This is a genomic window from uncultured Cellulomonas sp. (genome assembly GCF_947494015.1).
Classification (GTDB): domain Bacteria; phylum Actinomycetota; class Actinomycetes; order Actinomycetales; family Cellulomonadaceae; genus Pengzhenrongella.
Genome location: NZ_CANLTL010000008.1, coordinates 121,985 through 140,871, shown reverse-complemented (window position 1 = coordinate 140,871; position 18,887 = coordinate 121,985). Strand labels below are relative to the sequence as shown.

Below are 18,887 nucleotides of genomic sequence, written 5' to 3'. Positions count from 1 at the left end.
TGGCCGCGCACGCGGCCACCCCTCGTCGCGTCGGGCGGCCCGTCGTCGGCGTCCGGCCACCCCTCGTCGCGTCCGGCGGCCCCGTCCGGCGACCGCGCGCGGCGGGCCCGTCCGGCGACCGCGCGCGGCGGGCCCGTACGATGGACCGCCGCCCCGGCGTCCGGCGCACACCCGCCGGACCCGCGGCGCCGTCGTCCCCGCCCTCACCGAAAGCGACCGTCCGCTGATGAAGTACGCCCAGCACATCTCCGAGCTCGTCGGGAACACCCCGCTCGTCCGGCTCACCTCGGTCACCCGGGGCCTGTCCGCGACGGTGCTGGCCAAGGTCGAGTACCTCAACCCGGGCGGGTCGGTGAAGGACCGCATCGCGCTGAAGATGGTGGAGGCGGCCGAGGCCAGCGGTGAGCTGAAGCCGGGCGGCACCATCGTCGAGCCGACCAGCGGCAACACCGGCGTGGGCCTCGCGCTGGTCGCGCAGAACCGGGGCTACGACTGCGTGTTCGTGTGCCCGGACAAGGTCGGCAAGGACAAGATCGACGTCCTGGAGGCCTACGGCGCGCGCGTCGTGGTGACCCCGACGGCCGTCGCGCCGGACAGTCCCGAGTCGTACTACTCGGTGTCCGACCGCCTGGTCCGGGAGATCCCGGGTGCCTGGAAGCCGAACCAGTACGCCAACGTCAACGGTCCGGCCAGCCACTACGAGAGCACCGGGCCGGAGATCTGGGCCGACACCGACGGCCGGGTGACCCACTTCGTGACCGGTGTCGGCACCGGCGGGACGATCACCGGCACCGGCCGCTTCCTGCACGACGCGTCCGCGGACCGCGCGAGCGGCCGGGTGCACGTCGTCGGCGCCGACCCCGCCGGGTCGGTGTACTCCGGCGGCGACGGGCGCCCGTACCTGGTCGAGGGCGTCGGCGAGGACTTCTGGCCGGCCGCGTACGACCCCACCGTGGCCGACGAGATCATCGCCGTGTCCGACGCCGAGTCGTTCGCGATGACCCGGCGCCTGGCCCGCGAGGAGGGGCTGCTGGTCGGCGGCTCGTGCGGGATGGCGGTCGTCGCCGCGCTGCGCCTCGCCGAGCGGCTCGAGGCCGAGGACCCGGCCGCCGCTGCCGAGGCCGTGATCGTGGTCCTGCTGCCCGACGGCGGCCGTGGCTACATGGCCAAGATCTTCAACGACGCCTGGATGCGCTCGTACGGCTTCCTCGAGCCCGACGCGGGCGTCACCGCGGCGGACGTGCTGCGCACCAAGTCCGGCCAGCTGCCGTCGCTGGTGCACACCCACCCGACCGAGACCGTGCGCGACGCGATCGAGATCCTGCACGAGTACGGCGTCTCCCAGATGCCGGTGGTCGGCGCCGAGCCGCCGGTCAAGATCGGCGAGGTCGCGGGCTCGCTGACCGAGCGCGACCTGCTCGACGCCGTCTTCGCCGGCACCGCGTCGCTGTCCGACCCCGTCTCGGCGCACATGCAGCCGCCGCTGCCGCTGATCGGCTCGGGGGAGGGCCTGGACGCCGTCCGCAAGGCCCTGCACGACGGCGACGCCCTCATGGTGGTCGACGACGGCCGCCCGGTCGGCGTGCTGACCCGGCACGACCTGCTGGGCTTCCTCGCGCACTGACCCGCCCGGTCGGGGCAGGATGGTTCGGTGGTGCCGGACGGCACCACCGAACCGATGCCCGAGGAGACCGTTCCATGACCGCACAGCTGCCCGAGGCCTCCGGATCGTTCGGCGACAAGCCGCAGCTGACCTTCCCGGCCGGACCTGCCCCCGAGGAGCTCGAGGTCGTCGTGCTGTCGCGCGGCGACGGCCCGCTGGTCGAGGCCGGTGACGACCTCGTCGTCAACTACCTCGGTCAGGTCTGGGGCGGCCAGATCTTCGACAACTCCTACGACCGCGGCTCGTCGATCAACTTCCCGATCGGCGTGGGCGCCGTCATCGGCGGGTGGGACCAGGGGCTGGTCGGCCAGCAGGTCGGCTCCCGGGTCCTGCTGTCGATCCCGCCGCACCAGGGCTACGGCTCGCGCGGGATGCCGCAGGCCGGGATCAAGGGCACCGACACCCTGGTGTTCGTCGTCGACGTCGTCGGCGTCAACTGACCCGACCCCGCCCGCGGCGCCCCTGCCCCGCCCTCGCGCCCGCGAGCCCCCGCCGCCCCGCCCGGGAGCCCCTGCGCCCCCCGCCCCCGCGCCCCCGCCGAGTGCGACGAAATCCACCGCTCCCGACCCGGGAACGGTGGATTTCGTCGCACTCGGCGAGGGGGGGTGGGGGTGCGGGAGGGGCTAGACGCCGGTGAGGCCGACGGGGCAGTCCACGCCCGTGCCGCCCAGGCCGCAGTACCCGTTCGGGTTCTTGTCCAGGTACTGCTGGTGGTACGCCTCGGCGTAGTAGAACGGGCCGGCCTCGGACGCCGGCCGGACCTCGGTCGTGATCGGCCCGAGGCCCGCCTTGGCCAGCTCGGCGGAGTACGCCTCGCGCGAGGCGACCGTCGCGGCCTCCTGCTCGGGCGTGGTGACGTACACGGCCGACCGGTACTGGGTGCCCCGGTCGTTGCCCTGGCGGTAGCCCTGGGTCGGGTCGTGCGACGTCCAGAACGCCCGCAGCAGCGCCTCGTGCGTGAGGACCTGCGGGTCGTAGGCGACCATGACCGCCTCGGTGTGCCCGGTCATCCCGGTGCAGGTCTCCTCGTAGCTCGGGTACGGCGTGTACCCGCCCTGGTAGCCGACGGCGGTCGTCACGACGCCGGGCAGCTGCCACATCGCGCGCTCGGCGCCCCAGAAGCAGCCCATCGCGACGTACAGCTGGGCGGTGCCGGCCGGCCACGGCCCCTGCAGGGGGGTGCCGAGCACGGTGTGCGACGCCGGGATCGGGTAGGCGTAGCCGTCGCGCCCCCTCAGGGCCCGCTCGGGGTCGACCATCGAGGTCCGCAGCAACGATCCGAACATGTCGGGCTCCCTCTCGTGTGGCGTGCGCCCGCAGCGACGACGTCCGCCGGCGGGCCTGTGGGTCCAACGCGTCGCGCCCCGACGTGTGTTCCCGCCGTCCCGCCGTAGCCTGAGCACGTGAGCACGACACCCCAGACGCCCCACGACCCGCAGCCCGACCACGAGTGGACCGACGCGGGGTTCGCGACCCGCGCCATCCACGCCGGACAGGACGCCGACGCGGCCACCGGCGCGGTCGTGACGCCCATCTACCAGGTCTCGACCTACAAGCAGGACGGCGTCGGCGGACTGCGTGGCGGGTACGAGTACTCCCGCTCGGGCAACCCGACCCGGACCGCGCTCGAGGCCGCGCTGGCCTCGGTCGAGGGCGGGTCGCACGGCTTCGCGTTCTCCTCCGGCCTGGCCGCGGAGGACACGCTGCTGCGCGCGGTGCTGCGCCCCGGCGACCACATCGTCGTGCCCGACGACGCCTACGGCGGCACCTACCGGCTGATCGCCCGGGTGTTCGGGCCGTGGGGGATCGAGCACACACCGGTCAACCTGTCCGACACCGACGAGGTGCTCGCGGCCATCCAGCCCGGCCGCACCAAGGTCGTCTGGGTCGAGACACCCACCAACCCGCTGCTCGGGATCGCCGACATCGCGGCGATCGCCGGGCACGCGCAGGCTGCGGGCGCCGTCCTGGTGGTGGACAACACGTTCGCCACGCCGTACCTGCAGCGCCCGCTCGAGCTTGGCGCCGACGTCGTCGTGCACTCCACCACGAAGTACATCGGTGGTCACAGCGACGTCGTCGGCGGCGCGGTGGTCGTGGGAGCCGGTGCTCAGCTGCCCGCCGGGATGCAGGGGCCGACCGGGACGACGTCGCTGTCGGACGCCGTCGGCTTCCACCAGAACGCGTCCGGTGCGGTCGCCGGGCCGTTCGACTCCTGGCTCACGCTGCGCGGGCTGAAGACGCTGGGCGTGCGGATGGACCGGCACTGCGCCAACGCGCAGGCGATCGCCGAGTTCCTCGAGGGCCACGACAAGGTCACCCAGGTGATCTACCCGGGCCTGGCCTCGCACGAGCAGCACGACGTCGCGGCGCGCCAGATGAGCGGCTTCGGCGGGATGATCTCGTTCCGCACCGGCAGCGTCGACAGCGCCCTCGCGGTCTGCGACCGGACCCGCGTCTTCACCCTCGCGGAGTCGCTCGGCGGCGTCGAGTCGCTGGTCGAGCACCCCGCCAAGATGACGCACGGCTCGGTCGCGGGGACCGCCCTGGAGGTGCCGGACGACCTGGTGCGCCTGTCGGTCGGCATCGAGGACCTGGCCGACCTGGTCGCGGACCTCACGCAGGCGCTGCGGTGAACGACCCCGGTGCCGACGCCGTCCCGGTGTCGGTCCGGGTGGCCGCCGCGTGGTCGTGGCGGCTGGTGGCGATCGCGGCCGGGCTGGCGCTGCTGTTCTGGCTGCTCGCGTACTTCAAGGTGCTCGTGGTCTCGGTCGCCATCGCCCTGCTGCTGGCCGTGCTGCTGGCCCCGCTGGTGCGCCTGCTCGTCGAGGTGGGCCGGTTCCCGCGGGCGCTCGCGGTCGCGATCGCCGTGCTGGGCCTGGTGGCGTTCGTCGTCGGCCTGGTCACCGTGGCCGGCACCTCGATCGCGGAGGGCTTCGGCGAGCTGCGCGCGCAGACGCTGGCCGGCTTCGACGAGCTCGTCGACTGGCTGTCCGAGGGGCCGCTGGCCCTGACCGCGGTGCAGCTCGACGACTACGCCGCGCAGCTGTCGGACTGGGCGAGCACCAACTCCAGCACGCTCGTCTCTGGTGCGCTGTCGGTGACCACCACGGTCGGGCACGTCGCGGCGGGGGCGCTCATCGCGCTGTTCTGCACGTTCTTCTTCCTGCACGACGGCGGGCGGATCTGGTCCTGGCTCGTGGCGCTGCTGCCGCGCGCGGCGCGCCGTCCCGCGCACCAGGCCGGTCGCCGCGGGCTGGTGACGCTCGGCGCGTACACGCGCACGCAGATCCTGGTCGCGTTCGTCGACGCGGTCGGCATCGGGATCGGTGCGCTGCTGCTCCAGGTGCCGCTCGCGCTGCCGCTGGCCGCGCTGGTGTTCGTCGGCGCGTTCATCCCGATCGTCGGCGCCGTCCTGACCGGGGTGGTCGCGATCCTCGTCGCGCTGGTCGCCCAGGGGCCCGTGGTCGCGCTGCTCATGCTCGGCGTCGTGCTGCTCGTCCAGCAGATCGAGGGGCACATCCTGCAGCCGCTGCTCATGGGCCACGCCGTGTCGCTGCACCCGGTCGGCGTCCTGCTCGCGGTCGCGGCCGGCTCGTTCGCCGCCGGCATCGTCGGGGCGCTGTTCGCGGTCCCGCTGGCGGCGGTGCTCAACACCGTGATCCTGTACCTGCACGGGCACGACAAGTTCCCGGCGCTGGGCGCCGACGACCACTTCGAGCTGCGCGCGCCGGCGGTGGACGCCGGCCCCGAGCGCGTCGCGACGTGACCCGGGCGCGCGCGTGACGGGCCGCCCGCCCGTGTCCGTCGACGACGTGCGGGCCGCCGCGGCGCTGCTGCGCGGCGTGGCGAGCGTGACCCCGGTCGAGGAGAGCCGGGCGCTGACGGCGATCGCGGGCACCCCCGTGCTGCTCAAGTGCGAGAACCTGCAGCGCGCCGGCTCGTTCAAGCTTCGCGGGGCGTACGTCCGGATGGCCCGGCTGTCGGCCGCGGAGCGTGCCCGCGGGGTGGTCGCGGCCAGCGCCGGCAACCACGCGCAGGGCGTCGCGCTGGCGGCCCGCCTGCTCGGTGTGGACGCCGTCGTCTACATGCCGGTCGACGCGGCGCTGCCCAAGATCGCCGCGACCCGCGAGTACGGCGCGCAGGTCCGCCTGCACGGGTCCTCGGTCGACGAGGCGCTCGTGGCCGCCGTCGCCGAGGCGAACCGCACCGGCGCCGTGCTCATCCACCCCTTCGACCACCCCGACGTGGTCGCCGGGCAGGGCACGCTCGGCCTGGAGGTGCTCGAGCAGGTGCCCGAGGTGCGGACCGTGGTCGTGCCGGTCGGCGGCGGCGGGCTGGCGGCCGGGGTGGTGACTGCGGTCGGTGCGCTGCGCCCCGACGTGCGGGTGATCGGTGTGCAGGCCGCCGGCGCGGCGGCCTATCCACGGTCCCTCGCCGCCGGCGAGCCGCTGCCGGCCGCGGGCATGATCACCATGGCCGACGGCATCGCCGTGGGCACGCCGGGCCTCGTGCCGTTCACCGTGCTCCAGGACGCGGGCACCGAGGTGCGTACGGTCACCGAGGACGAGCTGTCCCGCGCGCTGCTGCTGGTGGCCGAGCGGGCGAAGCTGCTCGTCGAGCCGTCCGGTGCGGCCGCCGTCGCCGCGATCATGGCCGATCCGGGCGCGTTCGACGGACCGGTCGTGGCCGTGCTCTCCGGGGGCAACATCGATCCGTTGGTGCTGCTGCGCGTCGTCCGGCACGGACTGGCGTCCGCGGGGCGCTACCTGCAGCTGCGGCTGCGGGTCGACGACACCCCGGGATCGCTCGCCGGGCTGCTGGCCCAGCTGGCGGCGAGCGGCGGCAACGTCATGCACGTGTCCCACCTGCGGACCGGCGTCGACCTGCCGCTGAACCAGGTGGAGGTCGACGTGCAGCTCGAGACCAAGGGCCCCGAGCACTGCGAGCAGGTGGTCCGCGAGCTGCGGGCCTCCGGGTACGGCGTCGCGGGCGGCTGACGACCAGCCCGCCGCCGCCCCCGCCGGTGGGCCGCGGGCGGCCGCTGCGGTGGCGGCGATCCCGGGTGGAGAGCTGCGGCCCCGGCCGGAGAGCCCGCGCGAAGGGTCAGCCGGTGAAGGGCGTCGCGTCGACGATCTCGACCGCGATCTCGCGCCCGTTGGGCGCGGCGTAGGTCACCTTGTCGCCGGCGGCGCGCCCGATGATCGCGGCGCCCATCGGGGACGTCGGCGAGTACACGTCGATGTCGGCGTCGCCGGCGATCTCGCGCGAGCCGAGCAGGAAGCGCATCTCGTCACCGGCCACGACCGCGGTCACGACCATGCCCGGCTCGACGACGCCGTCGTCGGCGGGTGTGCCGATCTGCACGTTGCGCAGCTTCTCGGTCAGCTCGCGGATGCGTGCCTCGAGCTTGCCCTGCTCCTCGCGTGCGGCGTGGTAGCCGCCGTTCTCCTTCAGGTCGCCCTCGTCGCGGGCCGCGGCGATGCGGCTGGCGATCTCCGCACGGCGGGGGCCGGACATCTCCTCGAGCTCGGCCTTCAGCCGGTCGTAGGCGTCCTGGGTGAGCCAGGTGACGGCAGTCGTCTCGGTCATGGTCGCTCCTGTCTCGATGCGCATCGGTCGGTCGGCACGGTCCGGCGCGGCGTGGTCCGGCCGGCCCGGCTCGCACGGCGGCGGGCACCGCCCCGCCCGGAGCGGTGCGACGGCGCGTCGGTGGTCGCCGCGGAGGAGGGTGTCGAGCCGGTCGGGCCTGGGTCCGTGCTGGTCGCGGTCGGTGGTGAATCGGCCAGTCTAGCAACGCCGCCGTGCCCCACCGCCCCGCGCGGTGCCCGGACCCGCTCCGAGGCCGCGTCGAGGCAGCGTCTCAGCGGTCACGGGTCGAGGACCTCGCACCGGTCCACGATCCCGGTCACGGCCAGCTCCTGGGTGGCGACCGGCACCGTCTGCTCCACCACGCGCCCCTGCGACGGACCCACCTCGACCGTCGTGACGCCCACCTGGGCGTAGGAGGAGCTCAGCGCGGTCAGCGTGCAGGACGCGGTCGCGCCGGGCTCCTTGACCACCCGGAACGTGATGTCCACCACCTCCGGCCCGCGCACGGTGTAGCCGACGTCGTCCCAGGTCACCTCGGGGCTGCCGGCGCCCAGGCCGACCCACACCGAGAACGCCAGTGCCGCCGCCCCCAGCGCGACCATCCCGGCCCGCGCCCACCGCCGGCGCCGCGGGTCGGGGGCCGGTCCGTAGCGGCCCGCCGGCGTGCGGGGGGCGGTGGTCTCGCTCACGGCTCGTCCTCCTGTGCGCCTGCTCCTCGCCGGCCGGGGCGGGCGAGGCGGCCGTGATCGGCCGGTCGGCCCGGCGGCCTCGGGGTGAGGGCGGCCGCCGGGATGCGCGACCATTGTCCCCGACGGGCCGCCACCCTCAGCCGGCGGCCGTGCCAGGACGTGCACGGAGGAGTGGTGAACGAGTGGTGACTGCAGGACAGCGGCGACTCATGGCGGTGCACGCGCACCCCGACGACGAGTCGAGCAAGGGTGCGGCCACCACCGCCCGGTACGCCGCCGAGGGTGCCGAGGTGCTCGTGGTCTCGTGCACCGGCGGTGAGCGTGGTGACCTCCTCAACCCGCACTACCCGCCGGTCGACCCGGGGCTGGAGGTCATGCGCGAGGTGCGGCGGCACGAGATGGCCGCGGCCGCGGCGGCGCTCGGCGTCAGCCACCACTGGCTGGGCTTCGTGGACTCCGGGCTGCCCGAGGGCGACCCGCTGCCCCCCCTGCCGGACGGCTGCTTCGCGGCGCAGCCGCTGGAGGTCGCGGCGGCGCCGCTCGTGGCGCTGGTCCGGCGGTTCCGGCCGCACGTCCTCACCACGTACGACCCGTCAGGGGGCTACCCGCACCCGGACCACATCATGTGCCACCGCGTCGCCTTCGAGGCCTTCCACGCCGCCGGCGACCCCGAGCGCTACCGCGACCAGGGCGACCCGTGGCAGCCGCTCAAGCTCTACTACAACCACGGCTTCTCGATGGTCCGGATGCGCGCGGTGCACGAGGCGATGCTCGAGCGTGGCCTGGAGTCGCCGTTCGGGGACTGGATCGAGTCGCGCGCGGCCCGCGACATGCCCGAGCGGGAGACGACCACGTCGATCCGCTGCGCGGAGTTCTTCCCGCAGCGCGACGACGCGCTGCGGGCGCACGCGACCCAGATCGACCCGGGGGGATTCTTCTTCGCCGTCCCGCGCGACCTGGAGGCGCAGACGTGGCCGACCGAGGAGTACGAGCTCGCCGAGTCCCGCGTGCCCACCACCCTGCCGGAGGACGACCTGTTCGCCGGCATCGACACCGATGAGGTCCCGTGACCGCGGCGTCCGCCTACACCGTGCTGCCCGTCGGTCCGGCGGAGGGGACGGTCGTGGCGGCGGTCGGCCAGCCGTCGCCGTCCCCGACGACGCCCACGACGTTCGAGCCCACCGAGGTCTCACCGGGTCTGCAGGGGTTCATCCCGGTGTTCCTCATCGCGGTCGCGAGCCTGGCGCTGTTCCTGTCGCTGACCCGCCACCTGCGCCGGGTCACCGTGCGGCAGGCCGCCGTCGACGCGCGCGAGGCCGAGGAGGCCCGGGGCGTGGTCGACGGCGGGCCCGGGGACGGCGCGGAGCCGGGTGGGGGTCCCGCGCCGGACGCCGCCCGCCCCGACGACCACGGCCGACCGCCGGCGTCGTGACCCGGCGACGACGGCACCCCGCGCCGGCCGTGACCGGGCGTCCGCCGTCGGACCCCCCGGGCGCCGGCGTACCGGCCGGTGCACCGGCCGGCGGCGGCGCTGCGACGGCCCGGGTGACCCTCGCCCAGCTCGTGGTCGGCGCGGACCACGACGCGGCGCGCACGGCCGCGTGCGAGGTGCTCGACGCCGCCCGGGACGCCGGTGCGGCGCTCGTCGTGCTCCCCGAGTACGCGTCCGGGTTCGACCCGCGCGGCGTGGGACACGAGCACGCCGAGCCGCTCGACGGCCCGTTCGTCACGGCGCTGCGCGACCGCGCCCGGGCGACCGGTGTCGCCGTGCTGGCCGGCGTGACGCTGCCCGGTTCCACCCCGGACCGGGCCGTGAACGCCGTCGTCGCCGTCGCGGCGGACGGCGCGCTGGTGGGTCACTACCGCAAGGTGCACCTGTACGACGCCTTCGGGCACCGCGAGTCCGACCGGCTCGAGCCCGGCCCCGCCGGCGCCCCGCCGCTCGTGCTCGACGTCGCGGGGCTGCGGGTCGGCGTGATGACGTGCTACGACCTGCGGTTCCCCGAGTCCGCGCGGCGGCTGGTGGACGCGGGCGCCGACGTCCTGACGGTCCCGGCGGCCTGGGTGGCCGGCCCGGGCAAGGCGGCGCAGTGGGAGGCGCTCGCCGTCGCCCGCGCGATCGAGAACACCTGCGCGGTGCTCGCCGTCGGGCAGGCCGGCCGTGGCGTCACGGGGACGTCCCTCGCGGTGGGCGCCGACGGTCGCGTGCTCGAGCGGCTGGGCACCGCACCCGGGCTGCTCACGGTCGACGTGCACGGCGACGCCATCGCCGCGGTCCGGGCGCAGAACCCCTCGCTGGTCAACCGGCGGTACACCGTGGTCCCGCGCGGCTGACGTCGCACCGGCGCGACCGGCGTCCGGCCGCCGTCCGCGAGCGCGCCGCGGCGGACCGCCCGCCGCGCCCGGAGCGGCCGGCGGTCACGCGGTGGTCACTCGGAGCGGACGGCCGCGAGCCAGACCGCGGCCCAGTGGCACCCGAACCCGACCACGGTCAGCAGGTGGAACACCTCGTGGAAGCCGAACCACCGCGGGCTGGGGTTCGGCCGCTTGGTGCCGTACACCACCGCGCCGGCGATGTACGCGACGCCGCCGGCGACGACGAGCGCGACGACGTCCGTGCCGCCGCTGCGGGAGAACTGCGGCAGGAAGCCCAGGGCGACGGACCCCAGCGCCACGTAGATCGGCGTGTAGAGCCAGCGGGGCGCCCCGAGCCACAGCACCCGGCCGGTGAGTCCGAGCACCGCGCCGACCCACACCGTCCACAGCAGGACGCGCGCGGTCGACGGCGGCAGCAGCAGCACCGCGAGCGGCGTGTACGTGCCGGCGATGATCAGGAAGATGTTGGAGTGGTCCAGCCGGCGCAGCACCCCGGCCACCCGCGGCGACCAGGTGCCGCGGTGGTAGACCGCGCTGGTGCCGAAGAGCATCACGGACGTCAGCGCGAAGACCGCCGTCGTCCACCGGGCCGGCGACGTGGGGGCGAGTGCGACCAGCACCGCGCCCGCGAGCACCGCCACGGGTGTCATGCCGAGGTGGATCCAGCCCCGCAGGCGTGGCTTGACGGCCTCGGCGAGGTCGGCGACGCCGTCGAGCAGGTCGTCGCCGAGCGAGCCGTCGGGCCGGTCGGGCGATGGTGGGGCCATGGTGCGTCGTCCTCCGTCCCTCCGGCCGCGGCGCGGCCGCTCGCCGCAGACCGACGGCACCGTAGGTTACCGAACCGTAGGTTGTGCCGGAGCGCGCGCTGCACCCGCGGTGCGTCCGGCGCCCGGGCGCCCGGGGTCGACGGCGGGCGCCGCGCGCTCCGCCGTGCCGTGGGGGACGCGGGCGGTAGCGTGGGCAGGTCCCGCCGACCCAGGAGGCCTGCACGTGCGTCTGCCCCGCCCGGTGTACGGCCTGTACGAGCGCCGGCTCGCGGCCTCCCTGCCGCGCGAGGCGGTGCCCCGGCACGTGGGCGTGATCCTGGACGGCAACCGCCGCTGGGCGCGGTCGTTCGGCGAGCCGGCGTCCACGGGCCACCGCCGGGGGGCCGACAAGATCTCCGACCTGCTGGTGTGGTCGCAGGAGGTCGGGGTCGAGGTGGTGACGCTGTGGATGCTGTCCACCGACAACCTCAAGCGGCCAGCCGCGGAGCTGCGCGAGCTCGTGCAGATCATCACCGACGCGGTGTGCGACCTGGCCACCAGCGGACGCTGGCGCATCCAGGTGATGGGGGACCTCGACCTGCTCGACGCCGACGCCGCGGCCAAGCTGCGCGACGCCGAGGAGCGGACCGACGGGATCGGCGGCCTGCACGTCAACGTGGCCATCGGGTACGGCGGCCGGCACGAGATCGTCGACGCCGTCCGGTCGTTGCTGCTCGACCACGCCCGGCGCGGGACGTCGCTGGAGCAGCTCGCCGAGTCCGTCGACGTCGAGCACATCGCCGAGAACCTCTACACCCGCGGGCAGCCCGACCCGGAGCTGGTGATCCGCACCTCGGGCGAGCAGCGGCTGGGCGGCTTCCTGCTGTGGCAGAGCGCCCACTCGGAGTTCTACTTCTGCGAGGCGTACTGGCCCGACTTCCGCCGGGTGGACTTCCTGCGGGCGCTGCGCTCGTACGCGGAGCGGGAGCGCCGGCTCGGGCGCTGAGCGGGCGCCGCGCTGTCGCGGTGTGCCGGTGTCACGGTGTGCCGGCGTCGCGACGTGGCCGTGCCGGGCGACGCCCGGTGACCCCCGGGTGAACTGTCGACCCCGCCGGGGGGAGTGTCGCGCGTGTCGCGCTGCCGTGGGGGTGGCCCGGCGTAGCGTCCACGGCAACGGACGGCACCTGCCGTCCCTCGGGAGGCCAGCCCATGGAGCACGTGCTCCGGGAGGTGGGCCGGTCCCGGCCCGCCGGCCGGTCGACCGTCCCCCACCCCAGCCGCCGCCCGCCGGTCCGTGACCGGTGGGGGCAGCCAGAGCGGCGCTGAGCCAGCGCCGGAGGGAGCCCGCCGTGGTCCGTCAGACCGTCCTCCAGGACACCGACCAGGCAGCCGTCACCGCGCCCGACGGGGGGCACGTGACCTACGTGCTCGACACGTCCGTGCTGCTGTCGGACCCCAAGGCCCTGTTCCGCTTCGCCGAGCACGACGTCGTGCTGCCCGTGCAGGTGATCAGCGAGCTGGAGGCCAAGCGCGACCACCCCGAGCTCGGGTACTTCGCCCGCTCCGCGCTGCGCATGCTCGACGACCTGCGGGTCGAGCACGGCGGGCTCGACCGTCCGCTGCCGGTGGGTGACGTGGGCGGCACGCTGCGGGTCGAGCTCGGCCACACCGACGCCGGCGCGCTGCCCACCGGCTTCCGGCTCGGCGACGGCGACACGCGCATCCTGGCGGTCGCGGCGAACCTCGCCCGCGACGGGCGCGACGTCACGGTGGTGTCCAAGGATCTGCCGATGCGGGTCAAGGCCTCCGCGGTCGGGCTGCGGGCCGAGGAGTACCGGGCCGAGCTGGCGGTCGACTCCGGGTGGACCGGGATGGACGCCCTGGACCTCACCGAACGCCAGATGGCCGACCTGTGGGAGCACGAGAGCGTCGACCTGGTCGAGGTGGACGGTGCCGCCGAGCGAGGCCTGCGCTGCCACACGGGCCTCGTGCTGCACTCGCCGCGCGGGTCCGCCCTGGGCCGGGTGACTGCGGACAAGCAGGTGCGGCTCGTGCGCGGGGACCGGGACGCCTTCGGGGTGCACGGCCGCAGCGCCGAGCAGCGCATCGCGATCGACCTGCTGCTCGACCCGTCGGTGGGGATCGTGTCCCTCGGCGGCCGCGCGGGCACCGGCAAGTCCGCGCTCGCGCTGTGCGCCGGCCTCGAGGCCGTGCTCGAGCGCAACGAGCACCGCAAGGTCATGGTGTTCCGGCCGCTGTACGCCGTCGGCGGCCAGGACCTCGGCTACCTGCCCGGGGGCGAGGCGGAGAAGATGAACCCGTGGGCCCAGGCCGTCTTCGACACCCTGGGGGCGCTGGTGTCCCAGGAGGTGGTCGAGGAGGTGATGGACCGCGACCTGCTCGAGGTGCTCCCGCTGACCCACATCCGCGGCCGGTCCCTGCACGACGCGTTCGTCATCGTCGACGAGGCGCAGTCGCTCGAGCGCAACGTGCTGCTGACCGTGCTGTCCCGGATCGGGCAGAGCTCACGCGTGGTCCTCACCCACGACGTCGCCCAGCGCGACAACCTGCGGGTGGGCCGGCACGACGGGGTCGCGGCGGTCATCGAGGCGCTCAAGGGACACCCGCTGTTCGCCCACGTCACCCTCACCCGCTCCGAGCGCTCACCGGTGGCGGCGCTGGTCACCGAGATGCTCGAGTCGCTCGAGGTCTAGGCGCACCGCGGTGGGCGGGCGTGCCCGCCCACCGCGGTGCGAGCCCCCAGCGTCCCCACCCCCCCGGGAGCCCCCGTGACGTCCGACCCCGTCCCGCCGCCCGACGCGACCGGGTCGCTCGTGCGCCCGCTGGTCCGCGGTCCCGAGCCGGACCTGGACCCCGTGGGGGAGGAGCAGCTCGACGCCATCACGGCCGACGCGCTGCGCGCGGCCGGGAGCCTGAAGTGGTCGACCCCCGACACGCTGGGCGCATTCGTCGCCGAGATGGACTTCCCGGCGGCCGAGCCGGTGGTGCGTGCCCTGCACGCCGCCGTGGCGGAGGGCGCGTTCGGCTACCTGCCGCCCGCGGCGTGGACGAACCTCGCCGAGGCCGCCGCGACGTGGCACCGCGACAGCTACGGCTGGGACGTCCCGCCGGAGGCGGTGCACGCGCTGCCCGACGTCCTCGCCGGGTTCATGGTGGCCGTCGAGCACTTCTCCCGTGCCGGCTCCCCGGTGGTGCTGCCCACCCCGGCCTACATGCCGTTCCTCACGGTGCCGGCCACGCTGGGTCGTGAGGTCGTGGAGGTCCCTGCGGTCGAGGTGGGCGGCGTCCGGACCCTGGACCTGGAGGCGATCGACCGTGCGCTGGCCCCGGCGGGCGGCCTGGTGGTGCTGTGCAACCCGCACAACCCGCTGGGTCGCGTGCTGCGGCGCGAGGAGCTGCTGGCCCTGTGCGAGGTGGTCGAGCGCCGCGGCGGCCGGGTGTTCTCCGACGAGATCCACGCGCCGCTGGTCTACCCCGGCGCCCTGCACGTCCCGTACGCCTCGATCTCGCCGGAGGCCGCCGCGCACACCGTGACGGCGACGTCGGCGTCCAAGGCGTGGAACATCCCGGGCCTCAAGTGCGCCCAGATGATCCTCAGCAACCCCGCCGACGCCGCCGTCTGGCAGCGCATCGGGGACCTGGCCGGGCACGGCACGAGCACGCTCGGCGTGGTCGCCGCCACCGCCGCCTACCGGCTCGGACGGCCCTGGCTCGACTCGGTCCTGGGCTACCTCGACGGCACCCGGTTCCTGCTCGCCGACCTGCTCGCCGAGCACCTGCCCGAGGTGCGCTACACCCCGCCGCACGGCACCTACCTGGCGTGGCTGGACTGCCGCGCCCTGGACCTGCCGACCAGCCCCGGCGTCTTCTTCCGGCAGCAGGCGGGCGTCGCACTGACCGACGGCGCGGCGTGCGGCCGGGCGGGCGAGGGGTTCGCCCGGTACACCTTCGCGACACCGCGACCCCTGGTCGTGCAGGCGGTCGAGGCGATGGGGCAGGCGGTCCGCCGGCGCTGACCGGCCGCGACCTCTCGCCGCGGTGCCCGCGGTGCCGATAGGGCGCCGTGGCGCGCTCGGGCGCGCCGACCCGTCACCCCCTGTCAGGAGCACGCCATGTCTCACCCCCGCGGACTGCGCAGCAGCCTGCGTGCCCAGCTCGTCGCCATGGGCGCCGGAGCCGTCGTCCTCACGGCGCTGCTCCTCACCGTCGTCGGCGGATGGCAGACCGGCGTCCTGGCCCGGCAGGCCGGCGACGACGTCCGCCGGCTCAACGACGCCGCCGTGCGCGCCACCTCCGAGCAGGCCCTCGGCCTGGTCACCACGCAGGTCACCACGGTCACCGAGCGGATGGAGTCCGCGATCCGGGTGGCCGAGCAGGTGATGGCCTCCCGCGGCGCCGTGACCTTCGACGGTGCCGTGCCGTGGACCATGACGAACCAGGTCACCAAGGAGCAGACGCCGGTGACGCTGCCGCGGATGTCGGTCGGCGGGCAGTGGCTGGGCCAGAACGCCGACCTCGGCATGACCACGCCGGTCGTCGACGAGATCGAGGCGCTGCTCGGGACGCCCACGACGATCTTCCAGCGCACCGCCGACGACGCCATGCTGCGGGTCGCGACGAGCGTCCCGACCGACGCCGGCGCGCGGGCGATCGGCACCGCGATCGCGGCCCAGAGCCCCGACGGCACACCGAACCCCGTGGTGGCCACGCTGCTCGCGGGGCAGACCTACTTCGGCACGGCGACCGTGGTCGGTCAGCCGTACGTGACGGCGTACGCGCCGGTCGTCGCCGACGGGCAGGTCGTCGGCGCGCTCTTCGTCGGGCTGCCGCAGACCACCGTCGACGCGCCCCTGCGGGCAGCGCTCGCCGACGTCCGGGTCGGCAACCGGGGATACCTCACCGTGCTCGACGCCGCCGGTGGCTGGGTCGTGCCCCCGCCCGGCGGCACCGAGGGTGCCTCGGCGCTCGAGGACGTCGACGCCACCGGTGCGCCGTACGCGCAGCGTCTGCTCGACGCGGCCGCCGCCGTCGACCCGTCGCGGGCCACCGACGTCCGGGTGGACACGGTCGCCGGCGGACCGGCCACGGTGCACCTGACCCGCTTCGGCCCGTGGGGCTGGACGCTGGCCGCGTGGAGCCTGGATTCCGACCTGCAGGCCGTCCCGGATCGGCTGGAGGCGGGCTCCGCGACCCTGGTGCGCAACCTCCTGCTCGCCGGTCTGGCCGTCACCCTGGTGGCCGGCACGGGCGTCGTCGTCGTCTCCGGACGCGTGGTCGCGCGCATCGGCCGGCTCACCGACGCGCTGCGCCGGGTTGCCCGGCGTGACCTGTCGGTCCGGGTCGAGCCGGAGGGGCACGACGAGGTCGGGGTGATGGGTGCGGCCCTGGGTGAGGCCATCGACGCCATGCGCGGCGCGGTCGAGAGGATGCAGACCAGCGCGGACTCGGTGCGCTCGACCGCGGGCGCGCTCGAGGGGTCCAGCGGCCTGCTGGACGAGGTCGCCGGGTCCGCGACGGCTCGCGCCGGCAGCGCGGCGCGCAGCGCCTCGGTGGTCAGCTCGGAGGTGCAGTCCGTGACGGCCGCCATGAGCCAGATGCGGGCCTCGATCGGCTCCGTCGCCGAGGGCGTCGTCGCGGCGTCCGGCCAGGCCGCGGCGGCGGTGGGGATGACGTCCGACGCCGCCGGTGCCGCGGGGCGGCTGGCGTCGTCGTCGTCGCAGATCGCGGCGGTCCTGACCACGGTGACCCAGATCGCCGGGCAGACCAACCTGCTCGCGCTGAACGCGACGATCGAGGCGGCACGCGCCGGCGAGGCCGGTCGCGGGTTCGCCGTGGTGGCCGGGGAGGTCAAGGACCTCGCGCAGCAGACAGCCACGGCGATCGACACCATCGCGCCGGTCCTGGCTGCGGTGTCCGAGGACGCCGCGGACGTGCGTGCCGCGATCGAGCGGATCTCCGCGTCGATCGCACTCGTGGACGAGCAGCAGTCGTCGATGGCGGCCGTCGTCGAGGAGCAGACGATGACGACGTCGGAGATCGAGCGCAACCTCGTCACCGCGGCGGACAGCTCCGCCGACGTCGCCTCCACGATCACGCTCGTGGCGCAGGACACCGACCGCACCTCCGACGGGATCGGCGACGTCCGTCAGGCCGTGGCCGACCTGGGGCGGGTGGTCGCTCAGCTCAACGCCGGTGTCGAGGAGTTCCGGCTGGTCAGGGCCTGACCGGCCACGACGCGGCCGCGTCGGGCACCGCTGGACGGTGCCCGACGCGGCCGCACGTGCTCACGCCGTCGGCGGCCGGGTCATCGCCATGACGTCCAGGGCCGTGTCGAGCTGGGCGTCGGTGACCTCGCCGCGCTCCACGAAGCCCAGCGCGACGACCGCCTCACGGACCGTGATCCCGTGGGCGACGGCGTGCTTGGCCACCTTCGCCGCCGCCTCGTAGCCGATCACCCGGTTGAGTGGCGTGACGATCGACGGTGACGACTCCGCCAGCGCCCGCGCGCGCTCGACGTTGGCCTGGATGCCGGCCACGGTCTTGTCCGCGAGCACCACCGAGGCGTTGCCGAGCAGCCGCACGGACTCCAGGACGCCCAGCGCGATGACCGGGATCTGCACGTTGAGCTCGAACGACCCGGTCGCGCCGGCCCAGGCCACCGTGGCGTCGTTGCCGATCACCCGCGCGGCGACCATGAGCACCGCCTCGGGGATCACGGGGTTGACCTTGCCCGGCATGATCGACGAGCCCGGCTGCAGGTCCGGGATGGCGATCTCGCCCAGCCCCGTGTTGGGACCCGACCCCATCCACCGCAGGTCGTTGCAGATCTTGGTCAGGCTCACCGCGATCGTGCGCAGCGCGCCGGACAGCTCCACGAGACCGTCCCGGTTGCTCTGCGCCTCGAAGTGGTCGCGCGCCTCGGTCAGCGGCAGGCCGGTGTCCTCCACGAGCAGCGCGATGACGCGCTGGGGGAAGCCCGCCGGGGTGTTGATGCCCGTGCCGACAGCGGTGCCGCCGAGCGGCACCTCGGCGGCGCGGGGGAGCGCGGCCTGCAGCCGCTCGATCCCGTAGCGGACCGCCGCCGCGTAGCCGCCGAACTCCTGACCCAGGGTGACCGGGGTGGCGTCCATGAGGTGGGTGCGTCCGGACTTGACCACCTCGGCGAACTCGGTCGCCTTGGCCTCGAGCGCCTCGGCGAGGTGCTCGAGCGCCGGCACGAGCTCGCGCACGACGCCCGAGGTCGCGGCGAGGTGCACCGACGTCGGGAAGACGTCGTTGGACGACTGCGAGGCGTTGACGTGGTCGTTCGGGTGCACGTCACGGCCGAGGTGCCGGGTCGCGAGCGTCGCGAGCACCTCGTTGGTGTTCATGTTCGACGACGTGCCCGAGCCGGTCTGGAAGATGTCGATCGGGAAGTGGTCGTCGTGGTCCCCGCGGGCGACCTCGTCCGCCGCGGCCACGATCGCACCGGCGACCTCCGCGTCCAGCACGCCGAGCTCGGCGTTGGCCTGCGCCGCGGCCTTCTTGATCCGGGCCAGCGCCTCGATGTGGCTCCGCTCGAGCCGGGTGCCGGAGATCGGGAAGTTCTCCACTGCCCGCTGCGTCTGGGCGCGGTAGAGCGCCTGGGCCGGCACGCGGACCTCGCCCATCGTGTCGTGCTCGATGCGGAAGTCGGGGCCGGCGGGGGACTGGGTGGCGGCGTCGTCGCTCATGGCGATCATCGTGCCGCGATGGCGGGCGGCGCGGAAATCGGACGTCCGCGGCGGGGGTGCGCGTTCGTGCCGGCCCGCCGACGACTCC

General features: G+C 74.9%; 17 protein-coding genes. 12 read left to right on the top strand and 5 right to left on the bottom strand.

What is annotated here, in order from left to right:
• Nucleotides 1-226: 226 nt before the first annotated feature.
• Nucleotides 227-1,624 carry a cystathionine beta-synthase gene (locus tag Q0840_RS10970; RefSeq protein WP_298459506.1) on the top strand — a complete coding sequence of 466 codons (1,398 nt, stop codon included), beginning with the start codon at nucleotides 227-229 and terminating at the stop codon, nucleotides 1,622-1,624.
• Between the two features lie 74 nt (nucleotides 1,625-1,698).
• A complete protein-coding gene (locus Q0840_RS10965; protein WP_298459505.1) occupies nucleotides 1,699-2,103 on the top strand; it encodes an FKBP-type peptidyl-prolyl cis-trans isomerase in 405 nt (134 codons plus the stop codon).
• A gap of 183 nt (nucleotides 2,104-2,286) precedes the next feature.
• On the opposite strand, the gene msrA is transcribed toward Q0840_RS10965, so the two are convergent.
• On the bottom strand, nucleotides 2,287-2,949 hold the full coding sequence (gene msrA, locus Q0840_RS10960) for a peptide-methionine (S)-S-oxide reductase MsrA (RefSeq protein ID WP_298459504.1): 663 nt from the start codon (nucleotides 2,947-2,949) through the stop codon (nucleotides 2,287-2,289).
• 117 nt (nucleotides 2,950-3,066) lie between these two features.
• Between msrA and Q0840_RS10955 the strand changes: the two genes are divergently transcribed.
• Genes Q0840_RS10955 through ilvA form a run of 3 tightly spaced genes read left to right on the top strand, consistent with a single transcriptional unit; the run spans nucleotide 3,067 to nucleotide 6,663 of the window.
• Nucleotides 3,067-4,299 (top strand): cystathionine gamma-synthase, encoded by a 1,233-nt coding sequence (locus Q0840_RS10955; RefSeq protein WP_298459503.1) that lies wholly within the window; start codon nucleotides 3,067-3,069, stop codon nucleotides 4,297-4,299.
• Entirely contained in the window at nucleotides 4,296-5,432 is a 1,137-nt protein-coding gene (locus Q0840_RS10950; RefSeq protein ID WP_298459502.1) for an AI-2E family transporter, read from the top strand. Before Q0840_RS10955 ends, Q0840_RS10950 begins: the two co-directional genes overlap by 4 nt.
• A gap of 31 nt (nucleotides 5,433-5,463) precedes the next feature.
• Nucleotides 5,464-6,663 carry a threonine ammonia-lyase gene (gene ilvA / locus Q0840_RS10945; protein ID WP_298459501.1) on the top strand — a complete coding sequence of 400 codons (1,200 nt, stop codon included), beginning with the start codon at nucleotides 5,464-5,466 and terminating at the stop codon, nucleotides 6,661-6,663.
• A gap of 106 nt (nucleotides 6,664-6,769) precedes the next feature.
• Here ilvA and greA read toward each other — a convergent pair whose 3' ends face one another.
• Both greA and Q0840_RS10935 read right to left on the bottom strand, forming a co-directional pair.
• On the bottom strand, nucleotides 6,770-7,255 hold the full coding sequence (gene greA / locus Q0840_RS10940) for a transcription elongation factor GreA (RefSeq protein ID WP_298459500.1): 486 nt from the start codon (nucleotides 7,253-7,255) through the stop codon (nucleotides 6,770-6,772).
• 278 nt (nucleotides 7,256-7,533) lie between these two features.
• Nucleotides 7,534-7,944, bottom strand: a complete 411-nt coding sequence (locus tag Q0840_RS10935) for a DUF4307 domain-containing protein (protein ID WP_298459499.1) — start codon at nucleotides 7,942-7,944, stop codon at nucleotides 7,534-7,536.
• A gap of 209 nt (nucleotides 7,945-8,153) precedes the next feature.
• On the opposite strand from Q0840_RS10935, the gene mca reads away from it, so the two are divergent.
• The 3 genes from mca (at nucleotide 8,154) to Q0840_RS10920 (ending at nucleotide 10,278) form a co-directional block, all read left to right on the top strand.
• Nucleotides 8,154-9,014, top strand: coding sequence for a mycothiol conjugate amidase Mca (gene mca, locus Q0840_RS10930; protein ID WP_298459573.1), 861 nt, complete (start codon nucleotides 8,154-8,156; stop codon nucleotides 9,012-9,014).
• Complete coding sequence (locus Q0840_RS10925; protein ID WP_298459498.1) at nucleotides 9,011-9,376, top strand: hypothetical protein; 366 nt, start codon at nucleotides 9,011-9,013, stop codon at nucleotides 9,374-9,376. Before mca ends, Q0840_RS10925 begins: the two co-directional genes overlap by 4 nt.
• Before the next feature lie 113 nt (nucleotides 9,377-9,489).
• The gene (locus tag Q0840_RS10920) at nucleotides 9,490-10,278 is read left to right on the top strand and encodes a carbon-nitrogen hydrolase family protein (RefSeq protein WP_298459497.1); all 789 of its coding nucleotides are present in this window, start codon (nucleotides 9,490-9,492) and stop codon (nucleotides 10,276-10,278) included.
• A gap of 95 nt (nucleotides 10,279-10,373) precedes the next feature.
• Here Q0840_RS10920 and Q0840_RS10915 read toward each other — a convergent pair whose 3' ends face one another.
• On the bottom strand, nucleotides 10,374-11,087 hold the full coding sequence (locus Q0840_RS10915) for a hemolysin III family protein (protein WP_298459496.1): 714 nt from the start codon (nucleotides 11,085-11,087) through the stop codon (nucleotides 10,374-10,376).
• A 223-nt stretch (nucleotides 11,088-11,310) separates the two neighbouring features.
• On the opposite strand from Q0840_RS10915, the gene Q0840_RS10910 reads away from it, so the two are divergent.
• The 4 genes from Q0840_RS10910 to Q0840_RS10895 all read left to right on the top strand — a co-directional run bounded on the left by Q0840_RS10910 (nucleotide 11,311) and on the right by Q0840_RS10895 (nucleotide 17,311).
• Entirely contained in the window at nucleotides 11,311-12,072 is a 762-nt protein-coding gene (locus Q0840_RS10910) for an isoprenyl transferase (protein ID WP_298459495.1), read from the top strand.
• Between the two features lie 409 nt (nucleotides 12,073-12,481).
• On the top strand, nucleotides 12,482-13,780 hold the full coding sequence (locus Q0840_RS10905; RefSeq protein WP_298459572.1) for a PhoH family protein: 1,299 nt from the start codon (nucleotides 12,482-12,484) through the stop codon (nucleotides 13,778-13,780).
• Between the two features lie 75 nt (nucleotides 13,781-13,855).
• Complete coding sequence (locus Q0840_RS10900) at nucleotides 13,856-15,103, top strand: MalY/PatB family protein (RefSeq protein WP_298459494.1); 1,248 nt, start codon at nucleotides 13,856-13,858, stop codon at nucleotides 15,101-15,103.
• 96 nt (nucleotides 15,104-15,199) lie between these two features.
• Nucleotides 15,200-17,311, top strand: a complete 2,112-nt coding sequence (locus Q0840_RS10895) for a methyl-accepting chemotaxis protein (protein ID WP_298459493.1) — start codon at nucleotides 15,200-15,202, stop codon at nucleotides 17,309-17,311.
• 60 nt (nucleotides 17,312-17,371) lie between these two features.
• On the opposite strand, the gene Q0840_RS10890 is transcribed toward Q0840_RS10895, so the two are convergent.
• Nucleotides 17,372-18,799: an aspartate ammonia-lyase gene (locus Q0840_RS10890; protein ID WP_298459492.1), complete on the bottom strand. Its 1,428-nt coding sequence runs from the start codon at nucleotides 18,797-18,799 to the stop codon at nucleotides 17,372-17,374.
• Between the last annotated feature and the right edge of the window lie 88 nt (nucleotides 18,800-18,887).